At 57.4% G+C, this 17,028-nt stretch carries 17 protein-coding genes; 11 read left to right on the top strand and 6 right to left on the bottom strand.

The window, feature by feature from the left end; all coding sequences use genetic code 11:
• Positions 1-239: 239 nt before the first annotated feature.
• The 8 genes from ACP4QI_RS00600 to trmL all read left to right on the top strand — a co-directional run bounded on the left by ACP4QI_RS00600 (position 240) and on the right by trmL (position 8,980).
• Positions 240-2,153, top strand: coding sequence for a PTS mannitol transporter subunit IICBA (locus tag ACP4QI_RS00600; protein ID WP_426495919.1), 1,914 nt, complete (start codon positions 240-242; stop codon positions 2,151-2,153).
• Between the two features lie 108 nt (positions 2,154-2,261).
• Positions 2,262-3,410: a mannitol-1-phosphate 5-dehydrogenase gene (mtlD, locus tag ACP4QI_RS00595; protein ID WP_285112351.1), complete on the top strand. Its 1,149-nt coding sequence runs from the start codon at positions 2,262-2,264 to the stop codon at positions 3,408-3,410.
• The gene (gene mtlR / locus ACP4QI_RS00590) at positions 3,407-3,997 is read left to right on the top strand and encodes a mannitol operon repressor MtlR (protein ID WP_142487755.1); all 591 of its coding nucleotides are present in this window, start codon (positions 3,407-3,409) and stop codon (positions 3,995-3,997) included. Before mtlD ends, mtlR begins: the two co-directional genes overlap by 4 nt.
• A 59-nt stretch (positions 3,998-4,056) precedes the next feature.
• Complete coding sequence (locus ACP4QI_RS00585) at positions 4,057-4,419, top strand: YibL family ribosome-associated protein (RefSeq protein ID WP_142487754.1); 363 nt, start codon at positions 4,057-4,059, stop codon at positions 4,417-4,419.
• A gap of 269 nt (positions 4,420-4,688) precedes the next feature.
• A complete protein-coding gene (gene lldP / locus ACP4QI_RS00580; protein ID WP_142487753.1) occupies positions 4,689-6,344 on the top strand; it encodes an L-lactate permease in 1,656 nt (551 codons plus the stop codon).
• Positions 6,341-7,114 carry a transcriptional regulator LldR gene (lldR, locus tag ACP4QI_RS00575; RefSeq protein WP_010436677.1) on the top strand — a complete coding sequence of 258 codons (774 nt, stop codon included), beginning with the start codon at positions 6,341-6,343 and terminating at the stop codon, positions 7,112-7,114. Before lldP ends, lldR begins: the two co-directional genes overlap by 4 nt.
• The gene (gene lldD, locus ACP4QI_RS00570) at positions 7,111-8,298 is read left to right on the top strand and encodes an FMN-dependent L-lactate dehydrogenase LldD (protein WP_426495918.1); all 1,188 of its coding nucleotides are present in this window, start codon (positions 7,111-7,113) and stop codon (positions 8,296-8,298) included. The genes lldR and lldD overlap by 4 nt, the downstream gene beginning before the upstream one ends.
• A 211-nt stretch (positions 8,299-8,509) precedes the next feature.
• On the top strand, positions 8,510-8,980 hold the full coding sequence (gene trmL, locus ACP4QI_RS00565; RefSeq protein WP_142487751.1) for a tRNA (uridine(34)/cytosine(34)/5-carboxymethylaminomethyluridine(34)-2'-O)-methyltransferase TrmL: 471 nt from the start codon (positions 8,510-8,512) through the stop codon (positions 8,978-8,980).
• 32 nt (positions 8,981-9,012) lie between these two features.
• On the opposite strand, the gene cysE is transcribed toward trmL, so the two are convergent.
• The 5 genes from cysE to ACP4QI_RS00540 all read right to left on the bottom strand — a co-directional run bounded on the left by cysE (position 9,013) and on the right by ACP4QI_RS00540 (position 12,130).
• Positions 9,013-9,834 (bottom strand): serine O-acetyltransferase, encoded by an 822-nt coding sequence (gene cysE, locus ACP4QI_RS00560; RefSeq protein ID WP_103177740.1) that lies wholly within the window; start codon positions 9,832-9,834, stop codon positions 9,013-9,015.
• A gap of 79 nt (positions 9,835-9,913) precedes the next feature.
• A complete protein-coding gene (gpsA, locus tag ACP4QI_RS00555; protein ID WP_142487750.1) occupies positions 9,914-10,933 on the bottom strand; it encodes an NAD(P)H-dependent glycerol-3-phosphate dehydrogenase in 1,020 nt (339 codons plus the stop codon).
• Positions 10,933-11,400: a protein-export chaperone SecB gene (gene secB, locus ACP4QI_RS00550; protein ID WP_106995460.1), complete on the bottom strand. Its 468-nt coding sequence runs from the start codon at positions 11,398-11,400 to the stop codon at positions 10,933-10,935. The genes gpsA and secB overlap by 1 nt, the downstream gene beginning before the upstream one ends.
• Positions 11,401-11,432: 32 nt before the next feature.
• The gene (grxC, locus tag ACP4QI_RS00545; protein WP_032615744.1) at positions 11,433-11,684 is read right to left on the bottom strand and encodes a glutaredoxin 3; all 252 of its coding nucleotides are present in this window, start codon (positions 11,682-11,684) and stop codon (positions 11,433-11,435) included.
• Between the two features lie 14 nt (positions 11,685-11,698).
• Positions 11,699-12,130: a rhodanese-like domain-containing protein gene (locus tag ACP4QI_RS00540; RefSeq protein WP_142487749.1), complete on the bottom strand. Its 432-nt coding sequence runs from the start codon at positions 12,128-12,130 to the stop codon at positions 11,699-11,701.
• Between the two features lie 248 nt (positions 12,131-12,378).
• Between ACP4QI_RS00540 and gpmM the strand changes: the two genes are divergently transcribed.
• From gpmM to ACP4QI_RS00525, 3 genes are read left to right on the top strand one after another with little or no spacing between them, the layout of a single operon-like run.
• Complete coding sequence (gene gpmM, locus ACP4QI_RS00535; RefSeq protein ID WP_142487748.1) at positions 12,379-13,926, top strand: 2,3-bisphosphoglycerate-independent phosphoglycerate mutase; 1,548 nt, start codon at positions 12,379-12,381, stop codon at positions 13,924-13,926.
• 33 nt (positions 13,927-13,959) lie between these two features.
• Positions 13,960-15,219, top strand: coding sequence for a murein hydrolase activator EnvC (gene envC, locus ACP4QI_RS00530; protein WP_231600469.1), 1,260 nt, complete (start codon positions 13,960-13,962; stop codon positions 15,217-15,219).
• Between the two features lie 3 nt (positions 15,220-15,222).
• Entirely contained in the window at positions 15,223-16,167 is a 945-nt protein-coding gene (locus ACP4QI_RS00525; protein WP_426495917.1) for a divergent polysaccharide deacetylase family protein, read from the top strand.
• 23 nt (positions 16,168-16,190) lie between these two features.
• Here ACP4QI_RS00525 and ACP4QI_RS00520 read toward each other — a convergent pair whose 3' ends face one another.
• Positions 16,191-16,991 (bottom strand): glycosyltransferase family 2 protein, encoded by an 801-nt coding sequence (locus tag ACP4QI_RS00520; protein ID WP_426495916.1) that lies wholly within the window; start codon positions 16,989-16,991, stop codon positions 16,191-16,193.
• Positions 16,992-17,028 lie beyond the last annotated feature (37 nt).

The following is a 17,028-nucleotide window of genomic DNA, read 5'->3' as shown; positions in this document are numbered from 1 at the left end:
TACCGCTTTTGCGGTCATTGTATTTTTTTTACACTTCAATTTTGTGACATATGTCACTTCATTCCTCACCACACCCCCTACCTTTACGTGACTAAGATCACACAATTTTTGCCTGTCTGGACAGTTAAAGTATTAAGTGCCAAATTTCACGCATCAGAACAGGGCTGGGCAACCTCTGCCACCGCATTAACAACAAACCTCGGGCTTAAGGCCTGCGTAAACAGAAGAAGGGGTGTTTTATGTCATCCGATTTTAAGATCAAAGTACAAAGCTTTGGTCGATTCCTCAGCAACATGGTGATGCCAAATATCGGCGCGTTTATCGCGTGGGGTATCATCACCGCGTTATTTATTCCGACAGGGTGGTTGCCTAACGAAACGCTGGCGAAACTTGTTGGCCCAATGATTACCTATCTGCTGCCGCTGCTCATCGGTTATACCGGTGGTCGTCTGGTAGGCGGGGACCGCGGTGGCGTGGTCGGTGCGATTACCACCATGGGCGTGATCGTCGGCGCGGATATGCCAATGTTCCTCGGTGCCATGATTGCCGGTCCTCTGGGCGGCTGGGCGATTAAGAAGTTCGACGTCTGGGTTGATGGCAAAATCAAATCCGGCTTCGAAATGCTGGTGAACAACTTCTCTGCCGGCATCATCGGCATGATCCTGGCGATTCTGGCGTTCCTCGGCATTGGCCCGGCAGTTGAAGTGCTCTCCAAACTTCTGGCGGCGGGCGTTAACTTCATGGTTGCCCACGACATGCTGCCGCTGGCGTCCATCTTTGTTGAACCGGCGAAAATCCTGTTCCTCAACAACGCCATCAACCACGGTATCTTCTCACCGCTGGGTATTCAGCAGTCTCATGACCTCGGCAAATCTATCTTCTTCCTGATTGAAGCTAACCCGGGTCCGGGCATGGGCGTCCTGCTGGCGTATATGTTCTTTGGTCGCGGCAGCGCGAAGCAGTCTGCTGGCGGTGCGGCTATCATCCACTTCCTCGGTGGTATTCACGAAATTTACTTCCCGTACGTGCTGATGAACCCACGTCTGATCCTTGCCGTTATCCTTGGCGGTATGACTGGCGTGTTCACCCTAAGCGTGCTGGGCGGTGGTCTGGTCTCCCCTGCTTCCCCGGGTTCTATCCTGGCGGTACTGGCGATGACCCCGAAAGGCGCCTACTTCGCTAACATCGCCGCTATCTGTGCGGCCATGGCGGTTTCCTTCGTCGTGTCGGCTATCCTGCTGAAAACCAGCAAAGTGAAAGAAGAAGACGATATCGAAGCGGCAACCCGTCGTATGCAGGACATGAAATCTCAGTCTAAAGGTGTTGCTGCAACGCCACTGGCTGCGGGCGATGTCTCTAACGACCTGAGCCACGTGCGTAAAATCATCGTTGCCTGCGACGCCGGTATGGGTTCAAGCGCCATGGGTGCGGGCGTACTGCGTAAGAAAGTGGCGGATGCCGGTCTGTCTCAGATCTCCGTGACTAACAGCGCGATTAACAGCCTGCCGCCGGATGTTGACCTGGTCATCACCCACCGCGACCTGACCGAGCGTGCGATGCGTCAGGTTCCGCAGGCGCAGCACATTTCGCTGACCAACTTCCTGGACAGCGGTCTGTATACCAGCCTGACCGAACGTCTGGTGGCGGCGCAGCGTCATGAAGACAACGAAGTTAAAGTCCGTACCAGCCTGCAGGACAGCTTTGACGAGAGCAACAGCCACCTGTTCCGACTGGGTGCGGAGAACATCTTCCTTGGCCGTACCGCGAGCCACAAAGAAGAAGCGATTCGCTTTGCAGGCGAGCAGCTGGTAAAAGGCGGCTACGTGCAGGCGGAATATGTTGAAGCGATGCTGGAACGTGAAAAACTGACCCCGACCTACCTGGGCGAATCCATTGCGGTGCCGCACGGTACGGTAGAAGCGAAAGATCGCGTTCTGAAAACCGGCGTAGTGTTCTGTCAGTACCCGGCAGGCGTGCGCTTCGGTGAAGAAGAAGATGACATTGCCCGTCTGGTGATTGGTATCGCGGCCCGTAACAACGAGCACATCCAGGTGATTACCAGCCTGACCAATGCTCTGGACGATGAAACCGTTATCGAACGTCTGGCAAACACCACCAGCGTCGAAGAAGTCCTGGCGCTGTTGAACAAGTAAGTCTTTCCCTTCCCTCTCCCCGTTGGGGAGAGGGCTAGGGTGAGGGGAAATTCGCGTGGTTCCTCACCCCAGCCCTCTCGGGTAACAACATTGATGAAGGTTAATACAATGAAAGCATTACATTTCGGCGCAGGTAATATCGGTCGTGGCTTTATCGGCAAACTGCTGGCAGACGCGGGCATTACGCTGACATTCGCAGATGTGAATCAGACGGTACTGGATGCCCTGAATGCCCGTCATAGCTATCAGGTGCATGTGGTGGGTGAAAACGAGCAGATCGAAACCGTCACCGGCGTGAATGCGGTCAGCAGCATTGGCGATGAGGTTATCGACCTGATTGCTAACGTTGACCTGGTCACCACTGCGGTGGGCCCGGTGGTGCTGGAGCGCATCGCCCCGGCCGTCGCCAAAGGGCTGGCCAAACGTAAGGCCCAGGGTAACGACGCCCCGTTGAATATTATCGCCTGTGAAAATATGGTGCGCGGCACCACTCAGCTGAAAGGCCATGTTATGGCCGCCGTGGCTGACGAAGATAAAGCCTGGGTTGAAGAGCATGTGGGCTTTGTCGATTCCGCCGTGGACCGTATCGTTCCGCCATCAGCCTCAGCGACCAGCGACCCGCTGGAAGTGACTGTTGAGACCTTCAGCGAGTGGATTGTCGACAAAACCCAGTTTAAAGGCACGCTGCCGGAAATCCCGGGGATGGAATTAACTGATAACCTGATGGCATTTGTCGAGCGTAAGCTCTTCACGCTGAACACCGGGCATGCTATAACCGCCTACCTCGGTAAATCAGCCGGTCATCAGACCATTCGTGACGCCATTCTCGATGAGAACGTTCGCGCCGTGGTAAAAGGTGCGATGGATGAGAGCGGCGCGGTACTGATTAAACGCTACGGTTTTGATGCCGATAAGCATGCGGCATATATTCAGAAAATCCTCGGTCGTTTTGAAAACCCGTATCTGAAAGATGACGTTGAGCGCGTGGGCCGTCAGCCGCTGCGTAAACTGAGTGCGGGCGATCGTCTGATCAAGCCGCTGCTCGGCACGCTGGAATACGGTCTGCCGCACACCAGTCTGGTCAAAGGCATTGCCGCCGCGATGCACTACCGCAGCGAAGAAGATCCGCAGGCGCAGGAGCTGGCGCAGCTGATTGACGAGCAGGGTCCACAGGCCGCGCTGGCACAGGTATCCGGTCTGGATGCCAACAGCGACGTGGTTGTGGAGGCGGTGACCGTATATAACGCAACCAAATGATGCAGGAACTGGCGCAGGTCATCCTGCGCCCGGAAGATAGATTGTCAGATATGCAGGCAATAATGGAACAAACCCAGGCCTTTGAAAACCGTGTGCTGGAGCGTCTGAATGCTGGCAAAACCGTTCGAAGTTTCCTGATATCAGCCGTCGAGTTATTAACCGAGGCGGTGAATATCCTGGTGCTTCAGGTTTTTCGCAAAGACGACTACGCGGTAAAATATGCAGTTGAACCGTTGCTCGACGGTGACGGCCCCTTGGGCGATTTATCCGTGCGTCTGAAACTGATCTATGGCCTGGGCGTCATTAGCCGTCATGAGTATGAAGATGCCGAACTGCTGATGGCGCTGCGTGAGGAGCTGAATCACGACGGCAACGAGTATGCATTCACCGACGACGAGATCCTCGGCCCGCTTGGCGAACTGCACTGCGTGACCGCCCTTCCCCCGACGCCGCATTTTGACACCAGCGACCCGGAGCTGTACGCGATGCAGAAGCAGCGCTACCAGCAGATCGTCCGCTCCACCATGGTCCTCTCCCTGACTGAGCTGATTTCCCGAATCAGCTTAAAAAAAGCGTTTCAGAAGTAAGCCTGCGCACATTGGTGTATCCTTCCCTGTAATCTCCCCTGTTTTTAGAGCTATTTGTGATGAAAGAAGTCGAAAAGAACGAAATTAAACGCCTGAGCGACCGCCTGGATCTGATCCGCCACCAGCAGGCCAGCCTCTCGCTGGTTGATGCCGCCGAGAAATATGCCGAGCTGGAAAAAGAGAAAGCGACGCTGGAAACCGAAATCGAGCGTCTGCGTGGCGTGAAAGAGCAGAAGCTGAGCAAAGAAGCGCAGAAGCTGTCAAAACTGCCGTTCCGCCGTGCGATCACCAAGAAAGAACAGGCCGATATGGGCAAGCTGAAGAAAAGCGTGCGCGGCCTGGTGGTTGTCCACCCGATGACCGAGCTGGGCCGTGAAATGGGCCTGAAAGAGATGACGGGTTTCAGCAAGACCGAGTTTTGATTTTTAGCCGGGTAGCGCAATGCTTGCCCGGCCTGCCCCTTTCCCTTCAGAAAATTGGCCCAACCAATTCCGCAAACGATCCTTCCCTGGTTCACATTTCCATAATCTTTGCTCACAAACACATTGCCGAACAATAACATTTGGTTAACCATTTGTTGTCATTAACCCTACATCACACTATTGGCAGGACCACTTTTACACATAATGTGACGCCGAGATGAGCACAGACTCACCGCGTCTCACCCTGTGTGGTCCTCGGGAGATCTGCAATGAGCCTCTGGCAACAAAATTACGATCCGGCAGGAAATATCTGGCTATCAAGCCTGATCGCCTCGCTACCTATCCTGTTCTTCTTCTTTGCGCTGATTAAGCTCAAGCTGAAGGGATACCTTGCCGCGACATATACCGTTGCCATCGCCCTGATGGTGGCGCTGTTCTTCTACAAAATGCCGGTCGATCGCGCGCTGGCCTCGGTCATCTATGGCTTCTTCTACGGCCTGTGGCCGATAGCGTGGATCATCATCGCCGCGGTCTTCGTCTATAAAATCTCGGTGAAAACCGGGCAGTTCGACATCATCCGCTCATCGATACTCTCTATTACCCCTGACCAGCGCCTGCAGATGCTGATCGTCGGCTTCTCCTTTGGGGCGTTCCTTGAGGGGGCGGCCGGATTCGGTGCGCCGGTGGCGATTACCGCCGCGCTGCTGGTGGGTCTGGGCTTTAACCCGCTGTATGCCGCCGGTCTGTGTCTGATCGTCAACACCGCGCCGGTAGCGTTTGGCGCGATGGGGATCCCGATTCTGGTGGCCGGCCAGGTGACCGGGCTGGACAGCTTTGAGATCGGCCAGATGGTGGGCCGTCAGCTGCCGTTCCTGACCATTATTGTGCTGTTCTGGATCATGGCGATTATGGACGGCTGGCGCGGCGTGAAGGAGACCTGGCCTGCGGTGATGGTGGCGGGCGGTTCGTTCGCGATTGCCCAGTACCTCAGCTCCAACTTCCTCGGCCCTGAACTGCCGGACATTATCTCTTCCCTGGTGTCGCTGGTCTGTCTGACGCTGTTCCTGAAACGCTGGCAGCCGGTGCGCATCTTCCGCTTTGCCGACATGGGTGCCTCACATGTGGATCAGACTCTGGCCCGCACCGGCTATACCGCCGGGCAGATCGTCCGCGCCTGGTCACCGTTCCTGTTCCTGACCGCCACCGTGACGCTGTGGAGCGTTCCACCGTTTAAAGCGCTGTTCGCCCCGGGCGGTGCGCTGTACGACATGGTGATTAACATCTCCGTGCCGTTCCTCGACAAAATGGTCGCGCGTATGCCGCCGGTGGTGCACGACGCCACGCCGTATGCAGCGGTGTTCAAGTTTGACTGGTTCTCCGCCACCGGTACGGCCATCCTGTTTGCCGCGATCCTTTCCGTGGTGTGGTTGCGCATGAAGCCTGCCGCAGCGGTACAGACGTTTGCCGCGACCATTAAAGAGCTGATGCTGCCGATCTACTCCATCGGCATGGTGCTGGCGTTCGCGTTTATCTCGAACTACTCCGGCCTGTCGTCAACGCTGGCGCTCGCCCTGGCGCACACCGGACACGCGTTTACCTTCTTCTCGCCGTTCCTCGGCTGGCTGGGCGTGTTCCTGACCGGTTCCGATACCTCATCAAACGCCCTGTTTGCCGCCCTGCAGGCGACAGCCGCCCAGCAGATTGGCGTGTCGGATGTGCTGCTGGTTGCCGCTAACACCACCGGCGGCGTGACCGGGAAGATGATCTCGCCGCAGTCCATCGCCATTGCCTGTGCCGCGGTGGGACTGGTGGGTAAAGAGTCGGATCTGTTCCGCTTTACCGTGAAGCACAGCCTGATATTTACCTGCATGGTAGGGGTCATCACCACCCTGCAGGCCTACGTCTTAACCTGGATGATCCCATGATAGTGATGCCCAGACGCCTGTCCGACGAGATTGCCACTCGCGTGCGGGCGCTGATTGAAGAACAACATCTGGAGGCGGGCATGAAATTGCCCGCCGAGCGCCAGCTTGCCGCCCAGCTTGGCGTGTCGCGCAACTCTCTGCGCGAGGCGCTGGCGACGCTGGTTAACGAAGGGGTGCTGCTGAGCCGTCGCGGCGGCGGCACTTTCGTGCGCTGGCAGCATGACGACTGGTCCGAACAAAACATCGTCCAGCCGCTTAAAACGTTGATGGAGAACGACCCGGACTACAGCTTTGACATCCTCGAAGCGCGCCACGCCATCGAAACCAGCACGGCCTGGCATGCGGCGATGCGGGCAACCGAGGCCGATAAAGAGAAGCTCAAAGCCTGCTTTGAGGCCACGCAAAGCAGCGACCCGGATATCGCCTCTCAGGCGGACGTGCGTTTCCATCTGGCGATTGCCGAGGCGTCGCATAACGTGGTGCTGCTGCAAACCATGCGCGGGTTCTTCGACCTGTTGCAATCCTCCGTGAAGCAGAGCCGACAGCGTATGTATCTGGTCCCGCCGGTTTTCGCTCAGCTGACCGAACAGCACGAGGCGGTGCTCAACGCCATTCTCGCCGGTGATGCCGAGGCCGCGCGTAAAGCGATGATGGCGCACCTGGGCTTCGTGCATACCACCATTAAACGATTCGATGAAGATCAGGCCCGACAGGCGCGCATTACCCGTCTGCCTGGCGACAACGACATTTCCAGGGAGAACAAAGCATGATCATTTCCGCAGCCAGTGACTATCGCGCCGCCGCGCAGCGCATCCTGCCCCCGTTCCTGTTCCACTATATCGACGGCGGGGCCTACTCTGAATACACCCTGCGCCGCAATGTGGAAGATCTGTCGCAGGTGGCCCTGCGCCAGCGCGTGCTGAAGAATATGTCCGACCTGAGCCTTGAGACGAAGCTGTTCAACGAAACGCTCTCCATGCCGGTAGCCCTTGCCCCCGTTGGCCTGTGCGGCATGTACGCCCGCCGGGGTGAAGTACAGGCCGCAGCGGCTGCCGACGCCAAGGGCATTCCCTTTACGCTTTCCACCGTCTCGGTCTGCCCGATTGAAGAGGTGGCTCCGACCATCAAGCGTCCGATGTGGTTCCAGCTGTACGTCCTGCGCGATCGCGGCTTTATGCGTAACGCCCTGGAGCGGGCCAAAGCGGCGGGCTGCTCCACCCTCGTCTTTACCGTTGATATGCCGACCCCCGGCGCGCGCTATCGCGATGCGCACTCCGGAATGAGCGGCGCGAATGCGGCGATGCGCCGCTACTGGCAGGCGGTGACCCATCCACAGTGGGCATGGGATGTCGGCCTGAACGGTCGTCCTCACGATCTCGGGAATATCTCGACTTACCTCGGGAAACCGACCGGGCTGGAAGATTACATTGGCTGGCTGGCGAACAACTTCGATCCGTCGATCTCGTGGAAAGACCTGGAGTGGATCCGCGAATTCTGGGACGGCCCAATGGTGATCAAGGGGATCCTCGATCCGGAAGATGCCCGCGATGCGGTGCGCTTTGGTGCCGACGGCATCGTGGTGTCGAACCACGGCGGCCGCCAGCTGGACGGGGTGCTCTCGTCTGCCCGCGCCCTGCCCGCCATTGCCGATGCGGTTAAGGGCGATATTGCGATTCTGGCGGACTCCGGGATCCGCAACGGTCTGGACGTGGTGCGCATGATTGCCCTCGGCGCCGATACCGTTCTGCTGGGCCGGGCTTATCTCTACGCGCTGGCGACCCACGGCCAGGCGGGCGTGGCGAACCTGCTCAATCTGATCGAGAAAGAGATGAAGGTGGCGATGACCCTCACCGGGGCGAAATCCATTCGCGACATCAGCAAGGAGATGCTGGTGCAGGAGCTGAGTAAGATCCCTGCCGGGCTGGCCCCGCTGGCGCAGGGGGATGCGGCTTAGCTCCTCATCCTCTCCCCAAAGGGGAGAGGGGATGATATCCTGCCCCGCAATTTTTTGCGCCTGTCCCATCAGGCGTATATTGTTGCAGCCAGTTTGGACACGGACAGCGCGCAATAACCGGAGCGTACACGTAGTACGTGAGGATTGTGAGCACTGCCCAGGTCCAAAATGGCAAATAAAATAGCCTGATGGGACAGGCTCAAGGGGCAGCATGCTTAACATCGTTCTATTCGAACCAGAAATTCCACCTAATACCGGCAATATCATCCGCCTGTGCGCCAATACCGGGTTCCGTCTGCATATCATCGAGCCAATGGGCTTTACGTGGGACGACAAGCGCCTGCGCCGCGCCGGGCTGGACTATCACGAGTTCACCGCCGTGGTTCGTCATCGGGATCAGGCCGCCTTTATGGAAACGGAAAAACCGGAACGGATCTTTGCCCTCACCACCAAAGGTACGCCTGCGCACAGCGCCGTAAGCTATCAGGAGGGGGACTATCTGCTGTTTGGCCCTGAAACGCGCGGCCTGCCGGCCAGCATTCTCGATGCCCTGCCTGCTGAACAAAAAATCCGTATTCCGATGATGCCGGACAGCCGCAGCATGAATCTGTCGAACGCGGTGTCGGTGGTGGTGTATGAAGCCTGGCGCCAGCTGGGGTATGCCGGCGCGATATTGCGGTAGGCCCGGTAAGCGCAGCGCCACCGGGCGTTTACTCAGATCCCGTCGCCATACTCAAAGGTATGGTGGATGCCGTTGAAGAACTGATCCATATCCATCGCGGGCTTATCGCTGTCTGGCTTGCCGACGATACGCGCCGGTACGCCAGCCGCGGTGGTGTGCGGGGGAACGGGTTGCAGCACCACCGAACCGGCGCCAATTTTCGCGCCGCGTCCCACTTCGATATTGCCGAGGATCTTCGCGCCTGCGCCAATCATCACCCCTTCACGAATTTTCGGGTGGCGATCGCCGCTGGTTTTACCGGTCCCGCCCAAGGTCACGGACTGCAGGATCGAGACGTCGTTTTCAATCACCGCCGTTTCACCCACCACAATCCCGGTGGCGTGGTCGAGCATGATGCCGCGGCCAATCTTCGCCGCCGGGTGGATATCCACCTGGAAGCTTACAGAAACCTGGTTTTGCAGGAAGATCGCCAGCGCGCGGCGGCCCTCGTTCCACAGCCAGTGGCCGATACGGTAGGACTGCAGGGCGTGGAAACCTTTCAGATAGAGCAACGGCGTGGAGTATTTATCCACCGCCGGGTCGCGATTGCGTACCGCCTGAATATCACACGCGGCGGAGGCGATCATCTCCGGGTCGGCCGCATAGGCCTCTTCCACCACTTCGCGAATGGCGATGGCTGGCATGATCGGGGAAGCCAGCTTGTTGGCGAGCATATAGCTCAGGGCACTGCCGAGGTTTTCGTGCTTGAGTAGCGTCGCGTGGTAGAAACTGGCGAGCATTGGCTCACAGTCGGCCAGAGCCCGGGCTTCGGCTTTAATATTGTTCCAGACGATATCCAGTTCTTCACACGGCATTGCTTACTCCAGACGTAATGATAATGACCGGCCGGTTCTTTGCCAGCCGGGTCATTCAGGTGATAACGCTTTCCTGCAGTTAACTGCTGCTACGCTCGTCCTTGCGTGCGCGACCTAATAAGGTCAATGCTGCCTCGCGCGCATTTTTTCCGCAATACAATACCTGATAAATTTCCTCGGTTATTGGCATTTCGACACCAAAGCGGTGTGCCAGCTCCCGGACTTCTTTGGTATTGCGGTAGCCTTCTACCACCTGACCAATCTTCTCCTGCGCGCCGATTACATCCATGCCCTGGCCGAGCATCATGCCAAAACGACGGTTGCGCGACTGGTTGTCGGTACAGGTCAGCACCAGATCGCCTAACCCTGCCATCCCCATAAAGGTGGCCGGATCGGCACCGAGCGCCGCGCCCAGACGGGACATTTCAGTCAGCCCACGGGTGATCAGCGCCGTACGCGCGTTCGCGCCAAAGCCGATACCGTCAGACATGCCCGCGCCGATCGCGATAACGTTCTTCACCGCGCCGCCCAGCTGGACGCCGATAAAATCGGGGTTACTGTAGACGCGGAAGCTTTTACCGCAGTGCAGAAGCTGTTGCAGATCGTCAGCGAAGGTCTCATCGGTCGAGGCCAGCGAGATGGCCGTCGGCAGCCCTGCCGCCAGCTCTTTCGCAAAGGTCGGACCGGAGATCACCGCCAGCGGAATGGCATCACCCAGCGCTTCGCGGGCGACATCCTGCAGCAGGCGGCCGGTCTCGGCTTCCAGCCCTTTGGTCGCCCAGACCACGCGCGCATCATCACGCATCAGCGGTTTAATCTGTCGCAGCACCTGGCCAAACACGTGGCTCGGCACAACGATCAGAATATTGCGGCTTGCGGCAAGCGCAGTCGCCAGGTCGCTTTCAAGATGCAGTGAGTCAGGGAAAGGCACATCGGGGAGGAACGCAACGTTGCAGCGATCCGCTTGCAGCGTAGCGATATGTTTTGGATCGTGGCCCCAGAGAACCACTTCGTGACCATTTCTTGCCAGAGTGATAGCAAGAGCGGTGCCGTAAGAACCGGCACCGATCACAGTCATTGACGCATTGACAGTACTCATCAGGCATCCTGATGTTGTTCAGTACCTTCGCCAGCTTGCTGCTGCAGATAGTTCATGAACAGCGCATCGAAGTTCACCGGCGCAAGGTTCAGTTGCGGGAACGTACCACGGGAAACCAGGCTGGTGATGCATTCACGGGCATACGGGAACAGGATGTTCGGGCAGTATGCGCCCAGGCAATGCGCCATCTGATTACCTTCGATGCCGCCGATGGAGAAGATGCCGCCCTGCTGTACTTCGCACAGGAATGCAGTCTCTTCGCCCAGAGAGGCGGTTACGGTAACACGCAGTACGACTTCATACACATCATCCGCCAGCTGGGTGGATGCGGTATCCAGATCAAGTTTAACCTCTGGCTGCCAGTCTTTCTGGAAAACATGCGGCGCATTAGGTGCTTCGTAGGAGACATCTTTGGTATAAATGCGCTGGATCTGGAAAGTCATTTCGGTGTTGTTTTGTTCTGACATGGAAAAACCCTTTTTAATTGTCCTAAAACGCCTTAGCGCAGCAGGGGATCAAGTCCACCACGCGCGTCAAGCGCATACAAGTCATCACAGCCGCCAATGTGCTGCGCATCGATAAAAATCTGCGGAACCGTCGTACGGCCACTACGTTTAATCATCTCTTCGCGCTTCGCAGCGTCGCCATCAATAGGCAGTTCCTGGAAGGCTACGCCTTTGCTGTCCAGTAGCGCTTTCGCACGGTGGCAGAACGGGCAGGTCGCTTTGGTATAGATCTCGATATTGGCCATGTTCAGACTCCTGTTTACTTACCGCGAACCAGAGGCAGATTCTCACCGCTCCAGCCTGAGATGCCGTCTTTCAGGACAGTGACGTTTGCAAAGCCTGCTTTGACGAGGGTATTTGCGGGCTCCTGAGCCTGCATCCCGGTGCCGTCAACGACAATAATGGGTTTGTCTTTATGCTTTTCCAGTTCGCCAAGGTTATTGGCTTTGATTTCAGCTGGCAGCAGGTTAATCGCGCCTGCAATATGGCCTTTGCGGAAATCGTCACGCTGACGCAGATCGACAACCACTGCATCTTCTTTATTGATAAGACGCGTGGCTTCGCCGCGGGTGATCACCTTCACTTTAGAGGTGAGGCCTTTGAACGTGGTGAAAAGTACGGCTGCCAGTAGACCAATCCACGCGATACAAAGTATGGGGTGGCGGCTGACAAATTGCATAATTTCTTGCATGGGGGGTAACGACTCCCGACTGAGTGAATAAAAAACCAGGACAGGAGTATACCTGTGCGTTGTGGCAAATACAGCCAGCGACAATAAGCTAATCCATTTTCTGCGTGCTGCCACGAAAAAAAAGACCAAAATTCCCCTCCCCTTACCCCTGGGCTGGCGTTTTCTTTGATCTTCTGCGGCTATTTGATCGATTCAGCTGTAGTAAAATTACGCAAATTTTTTGTCTTTTGAGCAAAGAGGTTGTCGCAATGTCGGTTTCTAAAAAACCTATGGTACTGATGATTCTGGATGGCTATGGCTATCGCGAAGATCACCAGGATAACGCCATTTTCAACGCTAAAACCCCGGTCATGGATGCACTGTGGGCCCAACGTCCTCATACGCTGATTGATGCGTCCGGCCTGGAAGTGGGTCTGCCCGATCGCCAGATGGGTAACTCCGAAGTTGGACACGTCAACCTGGGTGCGGGACGCATTGTTTATCAGGATCTGACCCGTCTGGATGTTGAAATTAAAGAACGCACCTTCTTTGCGAACCCGGTGCTGACCGGCGCGGTTGAGAAAGCCGCCGCCGCAGGCAAAGCGGTGCACATTATGGGTCTGCTCTCCGCAGGTGGTGTCCACAGCCACGAAGACCACATTATGGCGATGGTAGAACTGGCCGCGGAAAAAGGGGCAGAAAAAATCTATCTGCATGCATTCCTTGATGGCCGCGACACCCCGCCGCGCAGCGCTGAATCTTCCCTGAAAGCCTTCGAAGACAAGTTTGCCGCCCTCGGCAAAGGCCGCGTGGCATCCATCATTGGCCGCTACTACGCCATGGACCGCGACAACCGTTGGGATCGCGTAGAGCAGGCCTACAATCTGCTGGTTGAAGCCAAAGGCGAGTTCCAGGCAAACACTGCCGTTGCCGCGCTGGAAGCCGCTTACGCCCGCGATGAAAACGATGAATTCGTAAAAGCGACCGTGATCCGCGCCGAAGGCCAGGCCGATGCCGCGATGGAAGATGGCGACGCGCTGATCTTCATGAACTTCCGTGCTGACCGCGCCCGCGAAATCACCCGCGCCTTCGTCAACGCTGACTTCGACGGCTTCGCCCGTAAAAAAGAGGTCAAGCTGGGCGATTTCGTGATGCTGACCGAATATGCCGCCGACATCAAAGCCCCATGCGCCTATCCGCCGTCATCGCTGGCGAATACCTTCGGCGAGTGGATGGCGAAGCACGACAAGACCCAGCTGCGCATCTCTGAAACCGAGAAATACGCACACGTCACCTTCTTCTTTAACGGCGGCGTGGAAGAGTCGTTCAAAGGCGAAGACCGCATTCTGATCAACTCCCCGAAAGTAGCGACCTACGATCTGCAGCCGGAGATGAGCTCTGCCGAGCTGACTGAGAAGCTGATTGCAGCCATCGAAAGCGGCAAATACGACACCATCATCTGTAACTACCCGAACGGCGACATGGTTGGCCATACCGGGGTGATGGAAGCAGCGATCAAAGCCATTGAAGCGCTGGACGAGTGCATCGACCAGGTCACCAAAGCCGTCGTGGCCGCGGGCGGCCAGATGCTGATCACCGCAGACCACGGCAACGCCGAGCAGATGCGCGATCCGGCCACCGGCCAGGCGCACACCGCGCATACCAACCTGCCGGTGCCGATGATTTATGTCGGTGATAAATCAGTTAAAGCAGTGGATGGCGGTAAGCTTTCAGACGTTGCCCCGACCATGCTGGCCCTGATGGGCATGGAAATCCCGCAAGAGATGACTGGCAAGCCGCTGTTCATCGTGGAATAATCCTTCCCCATGAGGGGAAAGGCGATTGTTTCAATCACATGGGTCGTGAAGCCGTTACGGTTATCAGTCAGGCCTTTACTTTACGCCAGCGTGCTCAGCGCTGGCGTATTGTTGTGCGCGGCATCCGCCCAGGCGGACGAGCGCGATCAGCTCAAAACCATTCAGGCCGATATCGCGGCCAAAGAGCGGGCGGTACGCCAGCAGCAGCAGCAGCGTTCTTCCCTGCTGGCGCAACTCAAAAAGCAGGAAGAGGCGATCTCCGCGGCGGCACGCCAGCTGCGTGAAACCCAGAACACCCTCAGCGTATTGAATAAACAAATAGACGAGATGAATGCGTCTATCGCCAAACTTGAGCTTCAGCGTGCGGCTCAGGAGCGCAATCTTGCCGCGCAGTTAGATGCGGCCTTCCGCCAGGGTGAACACACCGGCGTCCAGCTGATCCTCAGCGGCGAAGAGAGCCAGCGCGGCCAACGCCTGCAGGCCTATTTCGGTTATCTCAACCAGGCCCGCCAGGAGACTATCGCCCAGCTGAAGCAGACGCGGGAAGAGGTCACCACGCAAAAAGCGGAGCTGGAAGAGAAGCAGAGCCAGCAGCAGACCCTGCTTTACGATCAGCAGGCGCAACAGGCCAAACTGGAACAGGCGCGCAACGAGCGTAAGAAAACCCTCGCCGGGCTGGAGTCCTCCATTCAGGAGAGCCAGGCGCAGCTGGGGGAGATGCGCGCCAACGAATCAAAACTGCGTAACAGCATCGCCCGTGCGGAAGCGGCCGCCAAAGCGCGCGCCGAGAAAGAGGCGCGTGAAGCGCAGGCCGTTCGCAACAAGCAGCAGGAAGCCTCCCGCAAAGGCACCACCTACAAACCAACTGAAAACGAACGCTCGCTGATGTCGCGCACCGGCGGTCTGGGCTCTCCGCGCGGTCAGGCCTACTGGCCGGTACGGGGCTCAATTCTGCATCGTTATGGCGAACAGCTGCAGGGTGAGCTACGTTGGAAGGGGATTGTTATCGGTGCATCGGAAGGTAGCGAAGTCAAAGCTATCGCCGATGGCCGGGTGATCCTCGCTGACTGGCTGCAGGGTTACGGCCTGGTGGTGGTGGTTGAGCACGGGAAAGGCGACATGAGTCTTTACGGCTATAACCAGAGCGCCCTGGTCAGCGTCGGCACCCAGGTTCGCGCCGGTCAGGCTATCGCCCTTGTGGGCAGCAGTGGCGGTCAGGGCCGCCCGTCACTCTATTTCGAAATTCGTCGCCAGGGTCAGGCGGTCAATCCACAGCCGTGGTTGGGAAGATAAGTTTTGCTTCAATTTCGTCGTATGGTTCTCCCCTTCGTCAGCGCACTGGCGCTGGCGATGCCGGTTTACGCAGGTAAACTCGCTATCGTCATCGATGACTTCGGTTATCGTCCACACACAGAAAATCAGGTGCTGGCGATGCCATCCGCCATCTCCGTCGCCGTGCTGCCGAACGCGCCTCACGCCCATGAGATGGCCACCAAAGCCCATAACAGCGGGCATGAAGTATTGATCCATCTGCCGATGGCCCCGCTCAGCAAACAGCCGCTGGAAAAAGACACCCTCCGTCCGGAGATGAGCAGCGATGAGATCGAGCGCATCATCCGCGAGGCGTATGGCAAAGTGCCTTACGCCGTGGGGTTGAATAATCACATGGGCAGCGCCATGACCTCCAGCCTGTTTGGCATGCAGAAGGTGATGCAGTCGCTTGAGCGCTACAACCTTTACTTCCTCGACAGCATGACCATCGGCAACAGCCAGGCGATGCGCGCCGCACAGGGCACCGGCGTGAAGGTGATCAAGCGCAAAGTGTTCCTCGATGACACGCAAAACGAGGCCGATATCCGCGTCCAGTTTAACCGCGCCGTGCAGGTGGCCCGCCGCTCAGGCTCGGCGATCGCCATCGGTCACCCTCACCCGTCCACCGTCCGCGTGTTACAGCAGATGCTGCCCAACCTGCCTGCGGATATTACCCTGGTGCCGGCAAGCAGCCTGCTCAATGAGCCGCAGGTAGATACCTCCCGGCCGGTTAGCCCGCCACCCGCTGGCACCGCGCCTGGCGCCAAACCGCGTAACCCGTTCCGCGGCGTAACGCTTTGTGCGCCGAAGCAGCCGCCGGAGCCGGTCTATGTGACCCGCTACTTCTCGGTGATTGGGGAGAGCATCAGCCAGAGTTCGCTGGTGAAATACGTTCAGCTGCAGTGGCAGGGTTGGGGTAAGAAAAGCTGATCCCCGCCGTGAGGCGGGATCCTTTACTCGACGACGTGAGAGTCTGCGTGCTTTTTGGCCGCAGACGCTTTTTGTTCCTGATGTTGATACCAGGCTTTGAAATATTTCAGGAAGCTGTAAGAGGTGGCATAGAGACCGGTCACCACCCCCACTCTCCCCTGTCGCCACGCGCCGCTGAACAGATACCACTTGAAGAACGCGCCGATGGCGCTAATGACGCCGCGTGCAATAGAAGGGCGTACGGTCTGGTACTTCACCAGACGGCTGGTGTAGCTGTTCAGCTTGTTGAAGACCTCATGCAGCGAATAGAAGGTGTCATGGCGCACACGGCCAGGAATTTTAACGGACTGGATCGCCCCTTCCACTTTGTCATCCACCGGACGCTGATTAAACCGCGCCTGGGTGCGGTTAAAGAGCCGTACCGGGAAATCGGGCGAGGAGACGGGATAAATCGTCCGCACCTCTTCCCCTAAGACATGCCAGTAGCGGGCGATCCGCCATGCCTGCTGAGGATGAGGTTCATCACCGGCCTTGAGGCGCAGGATAAAATCGACGGTTTCAGTATCCAGAATTTCATCGCTGTCCATGCACAGCACCCAGTCACTGCTCGCCAGATCGATAGCGTGGTTCATCTGCACGCCATGCATGGTATAGGGCTGATGATGGGGGGTGATGCCGTATTCCTGGCAAATCGCTAAGGTGGCGTCGTGACTGCCCGAGTCGAGGACGATGAGCTCATCGGCAACAACGATCAACGGAGGCAGGACTTCACGCAGCAGTCGTGCTGAGTTACAGGTCAATAAACAAACGGTGAGCTTGAACATAGGCGCTGTAAAGTTGAGTAAACTTCCCCAAACTCTA

The sequence above is a fragment of the Leclercia sp. TB492 genome, assembly GCF_049974505.2.
In the GTDB taxonomy this organism is placed as follows: Bacteria; Pseudomonadota; Gammaproteobacteria; order Enterobacterales; family Enterobacteriaceae; genus Enterobacter; species Enterobacter adecarboxylatus_C.
This window is presented reverse-complemented; position numbering and strand designations above follow the sequence as displayed.

Excerpts from the sequence above, each read along its gene's own strand:
- ACP4QI_RS00600 (WP_426495919.1), top strand. The coding sequence starts at position 240 with ATGTCATCCGATTTTAAGATCAAAGTACAAAGCTTTGGTCGATTCCTC.
- ACP4QI_RS00540 (WP_142487749.1), bottom strand. The coding sequence starts at position 12,130 with ATGCAAGAAATTATGCAATTTGTCAGCCGCCACCCCATACTTTGTATC.
- lldR (WP_010436677.1), top strand. The coding sequence starts at position 6,341 with ATGATAGTGATGCCCAGACGCCTGTCCGACGAGATTGCCACTCGCGTG.
- mtlR (WP_142487755.1), top strand. The coding sequence starts at position 3,407 with ATGATGCAGGAACTGGCGCAGGTCATCCTGCGCCCGGAAGATAGATTG.
- gpmM (WP_142487748.1), top strand. The coding sequence starts at position 12,379 with ATGTCGGTTTCTAAAAAACCTATGGTACTGATGATTCTGGATGGCTAT.
- ACP4QI_RS00585 (WP_142487754.1), top strand. The coding sequence starts at position 4,057 with ATGAAAGAAGTCGAAAAGAACGAAATTAAACGCCTGAGCGACCGCCTG.
- trmL (WP_142487751.1), top strand. The coding sequence starts at position 8,510 with ATGCTTAACATCGTTCTATTCGAACCAGAAATTCCACCTAATACCGGC.
- mtlD (WP_285112351.1), top strand. The coding sequence starts at position 2,262 with ATGAAAGCATTACATTTCGGCGCAGGTAATATCGGTCGTGGCTTTATC.
- gpsA (WP_142487750.1), bottom strand. The coding sequence starts at position 10,933 with ATGAGTACTGTCAATGCGTCAATGACTGTGATCGGTGCCGGTTCTTAC.
- ACP4QI_RS00520 (WP_426495916.1), bottom strand. The coding sequence starts at position 16,991 with ATGTTCAAGCTCACCGTTTGTTTATTGACCTGTAACTCAGCACGACTG.
- lldD (WP_426495918.1), top strand. The coding sequence starts at position 7,111 with ATGATCATTTCCGCAGCCAGTGACTATCGCGCCGCCGCGCAGCGCATC.
- cysE (WP_103177740.1), bottom strand. The coding sequence starts at position 9,834 with ATGCCGTGTGAAGAACTGGATATCGTCTGGAACAATATTAAAGCCGAA.
- lldP (WP_142487753.1), top strand. The coding sequence starts at position 4,689 with ATGAGCCTCTGGCAACAAAATTACGATCCGGCAGGAAATATCTGGCTA.
- grxC (WP_032615744.1), bottom strand. The coding sequence starts at position 11,684 with ATGGCCAATATCGAGATCTATACCAAAGCGACCTGCCCGTTCTGCCAC.
- secB (WP_106995460.1), bottom strand. The coding sequence starts at position 11,400 with ATGTCAGAACAAAACAACACCGAAATGACTTTCCAGATCCAGCGCATT.